Raw genomic sequence first — 13,537 nt, forward strand, 5'->3', positions numbered from 1 at the left:
CGACCGACCATGAGGAGCCCGCCATGCTGTCCGCCCAGTCCGCCGAGATCGTCAAGGCCACCGCCGGGGTCGTCGCCGAGAACGCGGTGGCGATCACCTCCCGCTTCTACCCCGAGATGTTCGCCGCCCACCCCGAGCTGCTCGACGTGTTCAACCGCGCCGACCAGGCCCTCGGCGACCAGCCCCAGGCCCTCGCCGCCTCCGTCGTCGCCTACGCGGTGCACCTCGTCGATCCCGGCGCGCCCTCGTTCGAGCCCGTCCTCGAACGCATCGCCCACAAGCACGTCTCGCTCGGCATCACCGCCCCGCAATACACGATCGTCGGTCACCACCTCATGCAGGCGATCGGCGAGGTCCTCGGCGACGCCGTCACACCGGAGGTCGCGATGGCGTGGGACGAGGTGTACTGGCTGTTCGCGCTGCAACTCGTCGCGAAGGAGGCATCCCTCTACACGGAGAAGGGCGTCGACCCCGATCACCCGTGGCGCGAGATGACCGTCGTCGAGCGCCGCGACGAGGTGCCGGACGAGGTCGTCACGTTCACGCTCCGCCCCGTCGACGGCGAGCCGGTGCCCGCGCACCGCGCCGGGCAGTACGTGACCGTCAACGCCCACCTCACCGACGGCTCGACACAACCGCGGCAGTACACCGTCTCTTCCGGCCCACGCCCCGACACGGTGCAGATCACCGTCCGCCGCGTGCGCGCCACCGGCGACGCCCCCGCCGGGGTCGTGTCGAACCACCTCCTCGACGAGTGCCCGGTCGGTTCCACCCTCGAGGTGTCGGTGCCGTGCGGCGACGTCGTCCTCGACGACGACGACGCGCCGCTCGTACTCGTGAGCGCCGGGGTCGGCATCACGCCGATGGCGGCGATCCTCGACGACCTCGCCGAGCGTCGCCCCTCGCGCCGGGTGATCCTCGCCCACGCCGACCGTTCGGCCGCCTCGCACGCCCTCTACGAGACGACGACCGCCACCGCCGCCGGGCTCGCCGATGTGACGACGCACCTCTGGTACGAGGAGGTCGCCGACGACGGCCGCGGTGCCCGTCCCGGGTTCATGGACCTCTCCGACCTCGACGTCCCCGCCGGGGCGCACGTGTTCATGTGCGGGCCGCTGCCGTTCATGCGCGACGCCCGCCGCACGCTCATCCGCAAGGGCGTCGCGCCGGAGAACATCCGCTACGAGGTCTTCGGCCCGGACCTCTGGGCGCAGAACCCCGACGCCGCCGAGACCGAGGCCGCCTGAGCGGCACCACGACCGCGAGGACGCACGACCGCGAGGACGCACGACCCCGCGGACGCGACGAGCCCACCCCGCCGATCGTGGGGGGGTGGGCTCGTCGTGGATGGGCCCGGCTCAGTGCACGTCGACGAGGTCGACGACGAAGACGAGGGTCTCGCCCGGCTTGATGACGCCGGCGGCGCCACGGTCGCCGTAACCGAGGTGCGGCGGGATCGTGATGCGGCGGCGGCCGCCGACCTTCATGCCGACGATGCCGTCGTCCCAGCCCTTGATGACCATGCCGCCACCGAGGGGGAACTCGATCGGGGCGCCACGGTCGTAGCTGTTGTCGAACTCGGCACCGGTCGACCAGGCGACCCCGGCGTAGTGGGCGGCGATCGAGGAGCCCGTGGTGGCCTCGGTGCCGTCGCCGACGGTGAGGTCCTCGATCTGGAGCTCGGTGGGCGGGGTGCCCTCGGGAATGGGGATCTGCGGCTTGTCCATGCGCGTCAGCCTAGCCACGGGGCCCGCGGGCCGCGGCCTGTGCCCGCAGCGCCCGCTCGAGGAGCGCGACCCGCTCGACGAGGAGCCGACGCAGCGCGGTGGGGGCATCGGGGTTCGCATCGAGCCAGCCGTGGACGGCGACGACGACGGAGTGCTCCTCGACGCGCGCGTCGGCCTCGAGGTCGGCGCCGGGGAAGAACCCGCGGACCATGCGCGTCGCGAGCTCCTGGCTGCGGGAGCGCCACACGGGCAGGAGCGCCTCGAGGTACGGCTCGAGGTATCGCTGCGCGAGCGACCCGTGGCCGGGGGTCGAGAAGCCCGTCGTGCGTGCGGTGACCTCGTCGTTCGACAGGGTGGCCTCGTCGACGACCCGCTCGAACGCCGACTTCTTCGTCGCGGCGTCGGGCATCGAGGACTGCGTCGTGAGGTGGCGAATGCGCGCCGGGGAGCTCGTGTCGCGCTCCCGCTCGGCGTCGAGCTCCTCGACCGTCGCGTGGCCGGTGGCGGCGAGGGCCCGGAGGAGGGACCACCGCATCATCGAGTCGAGCGGCAGGCCCTCGACGGTCTCGGCGCCCTCGAGGATCCCGCGGATCTCCTCGGCGCGGGCGTCGCAGGAGAGCGCCGCCTCGGCGAACGCGCGGGCGAAGACGAGCTGCATACCGGAGCCGGGCTCGGCGGCGCGCATCTGCTCGGCGGCGAGGTCGAGCAGGCGCCGCTCGAGCTCGGCCCGCTGCTCTGCGGGCGCGTAGTCGCGGGCGGCGACGAGCGCGTTCGTGAGCGCACCGGTGAGGAGCGCGACGTGCGTCTCGGCGGGCGCGTGACGGCAGACGAGGTCGACGTAGTCGGACGCGGGCAGCAGCGCGTCGCGGCACGCCTGCCACAGCGATGACCACACGCACCCCCGCGTGAGGGAGGACTCGATGGCGAACGTCTCGCGGATCGTCGCGAGGCCCTGCTCGTCGAGACGCACCTTGGCGTAGGTGAGGTCGTCGTCGTTGACGACGATGAGCGCCGGGGCGGGCAGCCCTGCTGCCTCGATGACGACGGTGCGCTCACCGGTGACGTCGAGTTCGATGCGGGAGCTGCGGTGGAGGGTGCCGTCCTCGGCACGCTCGTAGAGGCCGACGACGAGGCGGTGGTCGCGCCACACGTCGCCGTTCGCGCCGGACCCGCCCTGCTCGATCGCGAGCTCGGCGATCGTCCCGTCGTCCCCGAGCGTGACCCGCGGGGTGAGCTCGGAGACGCCCGTCGTGTGGAGCCACTGCTCGACCCACGGGCCGAGGTCGCGGCCCGAGGCCTCCTCGAGCGGGGCGAGGAGGTCGGGCAGCGTCGTGGAGGAGAACGCGTGGTTGCGGAAGTACGTGCGGGCGCCGGCGTAGAACTCCTCCTCGCCCACGTAGGCGGCGAGCTGCTTGAGGACGCTCGCACCCTTGGCGTAGGTGATGCCGTCGAAGTTCTGGCGGGCGGCCTCGATGTCGGGGATGTCGGCGACGATCGGGTGGGTCGTGGGCAGCTGGTCCTGCTCGTACGCCCACGCCTTGCGCCCGGCGCAGAACGGGGTCCACGCGTCGGTGAACTCGGTGGCAAGCACGTTGGCGGCGGTGCCCATGTAGTCGGCGAACGACTCCTTGAGCCACAGCTCGTCCCACCACTTCGGCGTGACGAGGTCGCCGAACCACATGTGCGACATCTCGTGCATGAGGGTGTTCGAACGTGCCTCGAGCTGGCTGCGGGTGGCCGCCGACTCGTACACGTACCGCTGGTCGGCAAACGTGACGAGGCCGGGGTTCTCCATCGCGCCGAGGTTGTACTCGGGCACGAAGATCTGGTCGTACTTGCCCCACGGGTACGGGTAGGCGAACCGGTCGTGGAAGTGATCGAGACCCTGCCTGGTGAGGGCGAAGACGTTCTCGGGGTCGAACGCGGCGGCGAGGGACTCGCGGCACAGGAGGGCGAGGGGGATGCGGAGCTCGGTGCCGTCGATCGTGCGGCTCCACTCGTCGTCCCAGCGGCGGTAGGGGCCGGCGACGATGCACGTGAGGTACGTCGACTGCTTCGCCGTCGTCGCGAAGGTGCGGCGGCTGCAACGCAGGCCCGCGGCGTTCTCGCCGGTGTCCTCGCGGGCGATCTCGGGGCCGTTGCTGCGGATCTCCCACTCGTCGGGGCCGGTGACGACGAACGTGAACTCGGCCTTGAGGTCGGGCTGCTCGAAGCAGGCGAACACGCGGCGGGAGTCGGACGGCTCGTACTGCGTGTACAGGTAGACGCGGTCGTCGGCGGGGTCGACGTACCGGTGCAGGCCCTCCCCGGAGCGGCTGTACCCGGCCTGACCCCGCACGGTGACGGTGCAGGGGCGCCCGGCGGGCACGTCCACGTGGACGCGGGCCCCGTCGGCGTCGACCTCACGCTGCTCACCGTCGACCTCGACCTCGGTGACCTCACCGATGAAATCGAGGGTGATGCGGCCCGAGACGCTCTGCAGGTCGACGACCGACGTCGTCGGGAACGTCGCGACCTGCGGGTCGGTGCATTCGGAGACGTCGACCTCGACCCGGTAGGAGGCGAGGGTGATGTCCTCGCTGCGGTGGTGGCACTCGGCGCGGGTGAGGTTCGTGTCCATACCGGCCACGGTAACGGGGCCCCGCCCGGGCGTCCCGGATTCCGCGAGACCACCACCGCCCCTGGTGTTCCCGACCGGGCGTCGTTCTCGGGGAGCGTGCCCCGCGATTCCGCCCCCTCGGCGCACTAGGCTGCCGGTATGCGCAGCGTGTGTGTGTTCTGCGGGTCCGGCACGGGCGGGGACGCCCGGTACATGGAGGCCGCGACGGCCCTCGGCGGCGAGATCGCCCGACGGGGGATGACGCTCGTCTACGGTGGCGCGTCGGTGGGTCTCATGGGCGCGGTGGCCGACGCCGTGCTCGGGGCCGGCGGGGAGGTCGTCGGGGTCATCCCCGAGCACCTCGTCGCTGCCGAGGTCGCGCACGCCGGCCTCACCGACCTGCGGGTGACGTCGTCGATGCACGAACGCAAGGCGGCGATGGCGGAGCTCTCCGACGGTTTCGTCGCGATGCCCGGCGGGTTCGGCACCCTCGAGGAGGTCGTCGAGATCCTCACGTGGAACCAGCTCGGCCTCATCTCCAAGCCCGTCGGGTTCCTCGACACGCTCGGCTACTACCAGCGGCTCGGGGCGTTCTTCGGCCACAGCGTCGCGGAGGGGTTCGTGCGGGCGCCGCACCTCGGTCTCTACGCGATGGACGCCGACTCGGGCGCGCTCCTCGACGCGATGGAGCACTACGTGCCGTCGACGACGCCCAAGTGGCAGGACCGTTCGTAGCCTCCGGCGCGTGTGAGACCGTGGAGAGGTGGACACGCACGCCGTTCTGGAGCTCATGCGCGAGGTCGCCGAGGAGGTCATCACCCCCCGGTTCCGGGCGCTCGACGCCGACCAGGTGATGGAGAAGAACCCCGGTGACCTCGTCACCGTCGCCGACCAGGAGGCGGAGGGGCTCATCACCGCGGCCCTCCTCGCGGACGACCCGGGGGTCCTCGTCGTCGGGGAGGAGGCGACCGCGTCCGATCCGGAGCTGCCGACCCGGCTGCCCGGTGCGGAGCGGGCGTTCACCGTCGATCCCGTCGACGGCACGAAGAACTTCGTCCACGGCTCCCCCGACCACGCGGTGATGCTCAGCGAGCTCCGCCGCGGCGAGGTCGTGCGGGCGTGGATCCTCCACCCGGCGCACGGTGTCGCCTACGTCGCCGAGCGCGGTGCGGGCGTCGAGCGCGACGGCGTGGCGATGTCGCCGATGACGACGCCGTCCGACCTCACCGTCGTCACGTCCAGCCCCCGCCTCGAGGGCCGCCACGGCGACCTCGACCTCGGCCCCACCGCATGGAGCTGCGGCATCGACTACCCGTGGCTCCTCGAGGGCCGTGTCCACGGAGTCCTCTACACGCGGGGCCTGCCGTGGGACCACTGCCCCGGCTCCCTCATGGTCCGTGAGCTCGGCGGCACCGTCGCCTACCTCGACGGCACCCCCTACCGCGTCGGCGAGTCCGGCCGCGTCGGCCTCCTCGCCGCCTCCTCCCCCCAGGCCTGGGACGCCGTCGCACCCCAGGTCGCCGACCTGTACTGACGGCCCGCCCCCTCGACGCCCCCGTTACCTTTTTTTCGCGCCCCGATGATGAGGGGTGCTGGTCACCAGGCCCGGCATGACTGTTTGCCCCTGCCGCAACCACGATCCGGGGGGTGTTGTCACCGGGTCTGGTGGCGTCGGCCGACCGCTGACAGGGACACGGCCCACCGGTTGGTGAGGTCTCTTCGCAGGCGTGGGTGCCGGCTGCTGACGGCGCACCTGTGACCAGCGGAACATCGAGTCCGTCGCTCAGCAGGAGGATCGATGCACGACCTGCCCGACCGCTCCTAGGCGGTCCATCTCGGTCTGGACGTCGGCGAGGGCGAACACCACGCCTGCGCTGTCGATGCGAGTGACAAACGGCTGCACGACAAGCCATTGCCGCAAGACGAAACCGGGACCGCTGCAGGGTCGGGTGACACTCGTGGTGTCAGGCCGCGGTCGCGGTCTGTGTGGTGTTGATCGTTTCGAACTCGACCGGGGTGAGTCGCCCCAGGCGGGTCCGTCGTCGACGTCGATGGTTGGTCCGTTCGATCCCACGATCCGGCCGGAGTAGACGTCCTTGATCGCACACAGATACAGCTTCCCCTCATCCGTGCGGTGCTCAGGGATGTCGCCGAGCCACAGTTCGTTCGGCGCCTGGGCGGTGAAGTTGCGCTGGACGAGGTCGTCGTGGGCCGGCGGGCCGGGTTTCTTCCCGTGCGTGGTCTTCTCCTTCCCGAAAGCGCTCCACCAGGCGTTCTGCGAGCAGATCCGCCACGCCGTGCGAGCCGACATGGCCTCGCCGGGGTCGGTGGCTTCCTCGCGCAGGTACCGGTACCCGAACTCCGGATCGTCCCGGTGCGCTTCGAACAGCGCGTCCGCCCGGTAGGCCTCGGCCAGTTCGGCGTCGGTGACGGGTGAATCCAGCCGGCGGTAGTACTGCCGGCGGCACAGCTTGAGCACCCGGCAGGTCGGTCCTTGGCGACCTGCGCCAAGGTGACCCCGTCTTCCCGGTTCCGGGCCCCGCGCACGACATCCTCACCGAACTCCCGCGGATAGCGCTTCGGCAGGTTCCTCATCCTCCCAGGCCTGCCCCACGGCAAGCCAGATCAGATGTCACCCATCCCTGCGCCAGTCCCACCTCGTCGCCACGCAGGAGGAGAACCCGCACCTCGAGGTCTCCGAACCCCCCTTCGACGAGCACGACGCCGCCACCGCGGCTCTGAGCGGCGACGCCCCGGCGCCCACGGCCCGAGCCGGACACCTCGATGCCCGGGGTATTCGGGCGTGAGGGGGTAGCGTCGAGCGGACTCGACGAGGAGGTCCACTGATGACGTCACGCTCGACCCGCGCCCGAATGGCCGCATTGACCGGAGCAGGCAGTGTTGTCCTGGCGCTCGTCGCCGCTCCGGCCTTCGGCGCCTCTCCCAGGCCCGAGGGAAAGCAGGTGCCGACGACGCATCGCACCGTCGCCGGCCTGGACAAGACGGCGACGATCGACGTGGATCGCTGGGGCGTGCCGCACATCTCGGCCTCCTCCACCGACGACGCGTTCCTCGCTCAGGGGTTCAACGCCGCGCGGGATCGGCTGTTCCAGATCGACCTGTCGCACCGGCGCGGACTCGGCAGGCTGTCGGAGGTGTTCGGCGAAAAGTACGTGGAGCAGGATCGCGCTGCGCGCCTCTTCCTGTACCGCGGTGACATGGACGCCGAGTGGGCTGCCTACGGCCCTGACTCCAAGCGCATCGCGACGAAGTTCGCGACCGGTGTCAACGCGTACATCGACTGGCTCGAGCAGCACCCCGACAAGCTACCACCGGAGTTCCGGGCACTCGGTTACACCCCGGACAGGTGGAAGCCGGAGGACGTCGTGCGCATCCGCACGCACGCCCTCGTCAGCGGCCTCGACGACGAGGTGGCCCGTGCGAAGCTCGCCTGCGCGAACGCCCTCGACCTCGATGACCTACGAATGAAGCGTCAGCCGGAGACGACGACCTCGGTGCCCGCCGGGCTCGATCCGTGCCTGCCGAAGGATGTCCTCGCCACCTACAAACTGGCCACGGAGCCGGTGGAGTTCTCCGGGGACGTGAAGGCACCGGTGCGGTTCACGCCGGCCCCGGCGGGTGGGGGCGCCGACGGTGCCGAGAAGGACGGCAGCAACAACTGGGTCGTCTCGCCGCGACGTACGGCGACCGGTCGGCCGATACTCGCGAACGATCCCCACCGAGTGCATCAGGCGCCCTCGCTGCGGTACATCGCGCACCTCAAGGCGCCCGGCATGAACGTCATCGGCGGCGGCGAGCCCGCGTTGCCCGGCATCTCCATCGGCCACAACGACACGGTCGCCTTCGGGCTCACGATCTTCGGCACCGACGCGCAGGACCTCTACGTCTATGACCTGAACGACGACGGCAGCGCCTACCGCTATCAGGGCGGATGGGAGGAGATCCGCACCGAGACCGAGAGGATCCCCGTTCGTGGCGGCTCGGTCGAAGAGCGACAGGTCCGATTCACCCGCCACGGCCCGATCGTGCACATCGATAACAAGACCCGAAAGGCGTATGCCGTGCGGTCGGTGTGGACCGAGCCCGGCACATCCGCCTACTTCGCGAGCACCGGGTACATGAGGGCGCGGTCCTGGCCGGAATTCCTCGAGGCGTTGAAGCGCTGGGGCGCGCCGGGAGAGAACCAGGTGTACGCCGACGTCCACGGCAATATCGGCTGGAAGCCGGGCACGTTCGCCCCACGCCGCAAGGGCTACGACGGACTGCTGCCCGTACCCGGCGACGGCCGGTACGAGTGGAACGGCTACGTGCCCAACGACAAGCTGCCCTCGGCGTACAACCCGCGGCAGGGCTGGTTCGCGACCGCCAACCAGTTCAACCTCGATCCGGGTACGGCGAAGGAGAACGTCACCGCGTACCAGTGGACGGGGCCCGAGCGGTATCGGCGCATCTCCCGGGTGCTCTCGCGTCAGCCGCGGCACACGCTGGAGGACTCGAAACGGCTGCAGCATGACGTGACCTCGCCGCGGGCGCAGACGGTGGCTCGGTTGACGCGCTCGCTCACCAGTGACGACCCGACGACGGTCGCGGCGCTCGACCTCGTGTCTGGGTGGAACGGTTCGGAGCCCCTCGGTTCGGTCCCCGCCACACTCTTCGAGAAGTACTGGCAACCGCGAATCAACACGGCCGTGCGCGACGCGCTCGTCCCGGAGCAACAGCGGCAACTGCTCGCGGAAGTGGATTGGCTCGCCGTCGAGGACCTGCTCCAACACCCCGAGAAGTACGCCGATCGTCTTGGTGCCGATCCGGCTGCCGTGCGCGATGAGCTTCTGCTCGCCACGCTCACCGATGCGTACCGGGCAGCGCTCGCCGAGCTCGGACCGGTCTCCGATGACGCCTGGGGTTACCGCGGCAACGCCGTCGCGATGGAACATCCTCTCGGCGCGATGGATCCCCGGTTGAACGTGGGGCCGTTCGCGATCCCGGGCTCGCGGACGACACCGATCGCGGCCGGACGGGCGTCGTACAAGCAGGTCATCGACGTCGGTAACTGGGACGCGTCCTGGGTGATGAACACGCCCGGCCAGTCCGGGGACCCGTTCGACAAGCACTACCGCGATCTCGCCGAACCCTGGTCCGAGGGCCGGTACGTGCCGATGCTCTACAGCCCCGCCGCGATCGCCAAGCACACCGAGGAGCGCATCGTCCTGCAGCCGAAGGAGTGAGATCCGCGACGTATGGCACCCTCGGCGGGTGAACGTGACGACCCCGGTGACCATTCGAGTGGCGACCGACTCCGACGACGACCGGCTCGCCTCGGCGCGCCTGTCGTCGGAGGCGTTCGGGTACTCGACGCCGCGCCGGGCTGCGGACGTCGATCCGCTCAACGGCTCGCGGCGCACGATGTACCCCTGTCGCAACCATGATCGGGGGTGTGTTGTCACCGGGTCTGATGGCGTCGGCCGACCGCTGACAGGGACGCGGCCCACCGGTTGGTGAGGTCTCTTCGCAGGCGTGGGTGCCGGCTGCTGACGGCGCACCGGTGACCAGCGGAACATCGAGTCCGTCGCTCAGCAGGAGCCCAAGGCAAGAAACACGACGCCGCCCTCATCTGCCTCGCCCGACGCCGCTGCGACGTCCTCCACGCCATGCTCCGCGACGGCACCCTGTACCACCCACCAACACCCGTTGCGGCTTGACGAAGACCATAGGGGCACCCCCAGGGACGCCCCTCAGAACGGGGCGAGGAGGCAGGGGATCGTGCCCTCGCGCTTCTCGAACTCCGTGATGTCGACGGGGAGGGGGTCGTAGCCGAGGGAGGCGACCGTCTCGGCCGATCCGGGTGCGGTCGCCGAGACGAGCACCCGGCCGTCACCGAGGGAGAACACCTGCGCGCCCGTACGATCGGGCACGGGGACGAACTCGGCGAACACCGACGGGTCGTCGACGAGCGGCGGATATCCGAGGACGGTGCCGCACGGCAGGGCGCTCACGCCGGAGTCGAGCTGCACCGACTTGTGCAACGGCACCGGCACGACCCGCAACGCCGGGGAGAACCGACGCACGACCTGCGCGAACCCGGCGCGATTGGTCCGCGACCCCACCCCGACGTACAGGGTGTCGTCGACGAGGACGAGATCCCCGCCCTCGAGGGTGCCCGGCCGCCGCACGGGCACGGCCCGCACGTGCCGGGCGGCGAGCGTCCGCCGGATCGCCGCACGCTCCGGACGCCGCGACTCCACCGAGGACCGCGCGAGCAGCACCCGCCCCCGCACCGACGTCACCGCGTCGCCGACGAACACCCCGTCGGGACACGGCTGGTCGCCGTCCGCGGGCGTGACGACGACGACCTCCCAGCCCGCCCCCTCGAGCAGGGCACGCAACGCCTCCCACGTCGCGAGGGCCCGCTCGAACACGACCGGCTCGCGGTCGATGAGGGACACGACGGCCTCACCCAACCCCGGCTCGGGGCGACGCATGAGCACTCTGCGGCTGACCATGGACCAAGCCTGGCACGCCTCCCCGCCCACCCCGCAGGCCTCCTCGGGACGGGCGCCGTGCGACTTGACCGTCCCTTGACCCGATCGATGCCGGATCAATGACGGGCGATCGTCCCGAACCCCTTCGACCCGCCGCCGACCTGCCGAAGGGAGAGGTGACGGCGGCCCCACCACCCGCCGTCCAGGCACCCGGAGCGGTCACAGGCCCAGGTCCATCGCAGGGGCGACGCGAGCACCACGCGTCGCCCCTGCGGCCGTCCGGGGGCAGACTTGCCGGAGGGAGCCGGGGACGCCGCACCCGTCCCCGCGCACGAGAGGACCGCGTCATGACCACGTCCTGCCCCCACGGGGCCCACGCCCGACGCAAGACGTCCCGACCCGGCGAGGTCGACCTACCGGAGGCGCCCGCGATCGAGGTCGTCGACGGGGCCTGGCACGTCCGCTCCCTGCCGCTCGTCAAGGAGGTCCTCCGCTCGACCGCCGCGACCGTCCAGGCCGGGTTCAACGTCGACATGATGCGGGAGGGCACCGCCCGCGGAGGCCAGGTCGCGATGCGCGACCCCATCCTCTTCACGGACGGCCCCGAGCACCGCCGCCAACGCAGCATGATCGCCCGCTACTTCGCCCCGGCGACCGTGAGCCGCCGCTACGGCGACCTCATGAGCGAACGGGCCGACGCGATCGTCGCGCACGTCCGTGCCGAGCTCGCCGCGGGTCGCCGCGTCGAACTGTCGGAGATCGCCCTCGGGTACTCCGTCGCCGTCGCCGCCGCCGTCATCGGCCTCACGGAGTCCGACACCGCCGGCATGGCCCGCCGCCTCGAACGGCTGTTCTCGATCCCGTGGCAGCCCCCGCGCCCCCGTGACGCCGAGGCCGACCCCGAGGCATCGGACGCCCCCGCCAACTCCCCCACGACGGTCCCGGCACGACTCGCCGCGCGGTTCGCCGCGATCGCGAACGCGGCGACGTCGATGAAGGCCGCGGGCGGCGTCGGGCTCTTCTACCTCAAGGACGTCCGCCCCGCCGTGCGCGCCCGCCGCGAGCACCCGCAGGAGGACGTCGTCTCCCACCTCCTCGAGCAGGGGTACACCGACCCCGAGATCACGACCGAGTGCGTCACCTACGGAGCCGCCGGCATGGTGACGACCCGCGAGTACCTCTGCGTCGTCGCCTGGCACCTCCTCGAGGACGACGCCCTCCGCCGCCGCTACCTCGCCGCCGACGAGACGGAACGCCACGCGATGCTCCACGAGATCCTCCGGCTCGAACCCGTCGTCGGCCACCTCTACCGGCGCGCCGTCGAACCCCTCACGCTCGTCGACGGCGGGACGACCCACGTCGTGCCCGTCGGGGCCGTCCTCGACCTCTCGATCCGCGGCGCGAACGCCGACCCCGAGCACGTCGGCGCCGACCCGCTCGGTCTCTGCCCCGGCCGGACGGTCGGCCGCGGGGTCCGCCCCGAGGGGATGTCGTTCGGCGACGGAGCGCACCGGTGTCCCGGCAACTCCCTCGCGATCGCCGAGACCGACGTCCTCCTCACCCGGCTCCTCGCCCTGCCCATCACCCTCGCCGACGGCCCCGAGCTCGGCTGGCTCGACCTCATCGCGGGCTACGAGGTGCGCGACATGGAGCTCGGCGGCGCCCCGGATGCGCACAACACGCCCCGATCCCCGTCGACGTACTGACGGAAACCGCTGAAAATCACGCTGTTTCGTGCCGACGTGACAGACGTGAGCACCCCATCCGTAGACCATGGGTCCATGAACCCCCTCGACTCCGCTCTGCCCGACGGGCTGTCCCGCCTCGACGGTGAGGCCCCCCGCCTCGTCGTCGACACCCCCGCCGGACGCGGCGAGATCCACCTCGACGGCGCCACCGTGACCCGGTGGGCACCCGCCGGTGCCGACGAGGTGCTGTGGGTGAGCACGCACTCCCGCCACGGCGAGGGCGTCGCCATCCGTGGTGGCGTCCCGATCTGCGCACCGTGGTTCGGCACCGGCCGGGCGAAGAACCGCAGCCCGCAGCACGGGTTCTTCCGCACCGTGCGGTGGGCCCTCACCGAGGCGCGCCGCGACGGCGACGACGTCACGGTCGTCCTCTCCCTGCCGCCGCTCTCGGAGATCGCCGACGTGCCCGGCGTCGCCGACGTCCCCGCCGACCTCACCGCGACGTACACGGTGACGATGGGCGCCCAGCTGCGCATGACCCTGACGATCGCCTCCCCCACCGAGCCGCTCGAGATCGAGGAGGCCCTCCACACCTACTTCCGCGTCTCCGACGTCGAGACGATCCACCTCGAGGGCCTCGACGGGGCCCGCTACGCCGACAAGGCGCCCGGGGGCCGCGCCGTCAACGCCCAGTCCGGCGACGTGACGTTCCGGCGGGAGACCGACCGCGTCTACGCCTCCACCGAGACCGTCACCCTCGTCGACGGCGACCGCCGCGTCGTCGTCGCCAAGGCCGGGTCGAACAACACCGTCGTGTGGAACCCGTGGGAGCGCAAGGCCGCCGAGATGGGCGACTTCGGCGACGACGAGTGGCACGGCATGGTCTGCGTCGAGACCGCGAACGCTCTCGCCGGACGCATCGCGCTCGGCGCCGGTGAGTCGCACACGATGACCGCGACGATCTCGGTCCAGGACGCCTGAGACCCGCCCGACCCCCCCCCNCCCCCGCCGCGCGCGCGCGCG

Annotated in this window: 11 protein-coding genes; 7 read left to right on the top strand and 4 right to left on the bottom strand. The window is 71.4% G+C overall.

Going from position 1 to position 13,537, the window contains the following annotated elements:
* Window positions 1-23 precede the first annotated feature (23 nt).
* Window positions 24-1,247, top strand: a complete 1,224-nt coding sequence (locus MOPEL_RS12295) for a globin domain-containing protein (protein ID WP_009483190.1) — start codon at window positions 24-26, stop codon at window positions 1,245-1,247.
* A gap of 111 nt (window positions 1,248-1,358) precedes the next feature.
* Here the strand turns inward: MOPEL_RS12295 and MOPEL_RS12300 are convergent, their stop codons facing one another.
* Both MOPEL_RS12300 and pepN read right to left on the bottom strand, forming a co-directional pair.
* Complete coding sequence (locus MOPEL_RS12300; RefSeq protein ID WP_009483191.1) at window positions 1,359-1,727, bottom strand: FKBP-type peptidyl-prolyl cis-trans isomerase; 369 nt, start codon at window positions 1,725-1,727, stop codon at window positions 1,359-1,361.
* 10 nt (window positions 1,728-1,737) lie between these two features.
* Window positions 1,738-4,347 carry an aminopeptidase N gene (pepN, locus tag MOPEL_RS12305; protein ID WP_009483192.1) on the bottom strand — a complete coding sequence of 870 codons (2,610 nt, stop codon included), beginning with the start codon at window positions 4,345-4,347 and terminating at the stop codon, window positions 1,738-1,740.
* A 138-nt stretch (window positions 4,348-4,485) separates the two neighbouring features.
* Here pepN and MOPEL_RS12310 point away from each other — a divergent pair, with 138 nt between their 5' ends.
* Both MOPEL_RS12310 and MOPEL_RS12315 read left to right on the top strand, forming a co-directional pair.
* Window positions 4,486-5,061: an LOG family protein gene (locus MOPEL_RS12310; RefSeq protein WP_009483193.1), complete on the top strand. Its 576-nt coding sequence runs from the start codon at window positions 4,486-4,488 to the stop codon at window positions 5,059-5,061.
* Window positions 5,062-5,089: 28 nt separating this feature from the next.
* Window positions 5,090-5,860, top strand: a complete 771-nt coding sequence (locus MOPEL_RS12315; protein WP_040634427.1) for an inositol monophosphatase family protein — start codon at window positions 5,090-5,092, stop codon at window positions 5,858-5,860.
* A gap of 249 nt (window positions 5,861-6,109) precedes the next feature.
* On the opposite strand, the gene MOPEL_RS18780 is transcribed toward MOPEL_RS12315, so the two are convergent.
* A complete protein-coding gene (locus MOPEL_RS18780; RefSeq protein ID WP_009483195.1) occupies window positions 6,110-6,805 on the bottom strand; it encodes a hypothetical protein in 696 nt (231 codons plus the stop codon).
* Between the two features lie 367 nt (window positions 6,806-7,172).
* Between MOPEL_RS18780 and MOPEL_RS12325 the strand changes: the two genes are divergently transcribed.
* Both MOPEL_RS12325 and MOPEL_RS17355 read left to right on the top strand, forming a co-directional pair.
* On the top strand, window positions 7,173-9,572 hold the full coding sequence (locus tag MOPEL_RS12325; protein ID WP_009483196.1) for a penicillin acylase family protein: 2,400 nt from the start codon (window positions 7,173-7,175) through the stop codon (window positions 9,570-9,572).
* Between the two features lie 28 nt (window positions 9,573-9,600).
* Entirely contained in the window at window positions 9,601-9,846 is a 246-nt protein-coding gene (locus MOPEL_RS17355) for a hypothetical protein (RefSeq protein ID WP_009483197.1), read from the top strand.
* Window positions 9,847-10,079: 233 nt separating this feature from the next.
* Here MOPEL_RS17355 and MOPEL_RS12330 read toward each other — a convergent pair whose 3' ends face one another.
* Window positions 10,080-10,847 (bottom strand): dimethylarginine dimethylaminohydrolase family protein, encoded by a 768-nt coding sequence (locus tag MOPEL_RS12330; RefSeq protein ID WP_040634433.1) that lies wholly within the window; start codon window positions 10,845-10,847, stop codon window positions 10,080-10,082.
* A 326-nt stretch (window positions 10,848-11,173) separates the two neighbouring features.
* On the opposite strand from MOPEL_RS12330, the gene MOPEL_RS12335 reads away from it, so the two are divergent.
* Both MOPEL_RS12335 and MOPEL_RS12340 read left to right on the top strand, forming a co-directional pair.
* A complete protein-coding gene (locus MOPEL_RS12335) occupies window positions 11,174-12,532 on the top strand; it encodes a cytochrome P450 (protein WP_009483199.1) in 1,359 nt (452 codons plus the stop codon).
* A gap of 75 nt (window positions 12,533-12,607) precedes the next feature.
* Window positions 12,608-13,495, top strand: coding sequence for a D-hexose-6-phosphate mutarotase (locus tag MOPEL_RS12340; RefSeq protein WP_009483200.1), 888 nt, complete (start codon window positions 12,608-12,610; stop codon window positions 13,493-13,495).
* Window positions 13,496-13,537 lie beyond the last annotated feature (42 nt).

The organism is Mobilicoccus pelagius NBRC 104925 (assembly GCF_000247995.1).
GTDB lineage: Bacteria > Actinomycetota > Actinomycetes > Actinomycetales > Dermatophilaceae > Mobilicoccus > Mobilicoccus pelagius.

What these genes read in the sequence shown, in the direction of transcription:
- MOPEL_RS12295 (WP_009483190.1), top strand. Translation starts at nt 24, where the DNA reads ATGCTGTCCGCCCAGTCCGCCGAGATCGTCAAGGCCACCGCCGGGGTC.
- MOPEL_RS12300 (WP_009483191.1), bottom strand. Translation starts at nt 1,727, where the DNA reads ATGGACAAGCCGCAGATCCCCATTCCCGAGGGCACCCCGCCCACCGAG.
- pepN (WP_009483192.1), bottom strand. Translation starts at nt 4,347, where the DNA reads ATGGACACGAACCTCACCCGCGCCGAGTGCCACCACCGCAGCGAGGAC.
- MOPEL_RS12310 (WP_009483193.1), top strand. Translation starts at nt 4,486, where the DNA reads ATGCGCAGCGTGTGTGTGTTCTGCGGGTCCGGCACGGGCGGGGACGCC.
- MOPEL_RS12325 (WP_009483196.1), top strand. Translation starts at nt 7,173, where the DNA reads ATGACGTCACGCTCGACCCGCGCCCGAATGGCCGCATTGACCGGAGCA.
- MOPEL_RS12330 (WP_040634433.1), bottom strand. Translation starts at nt 10,847, where the DNA reads ATGGTCAGCCGCAGAGTGCTCATGCGTCGCCCCGAGCCGGGGTTGGGT.
- MOPEL_RS12335 (WP_009483199.1), top strand. Translation starts at nt 11,174, where the DNA reads ATGACCACGTCCTGCCCCCACGGGGCCCACGCCCGACGCAAGACGTCC.
- MOPEL_RS12340 (WP_009483200.1), top strand. Translation starts at nt 12,608, where the DNA reads ATGAACCCCCTCGACTCCGCTCTGCCCGACGGGCTGTCCCGCCTCGAC.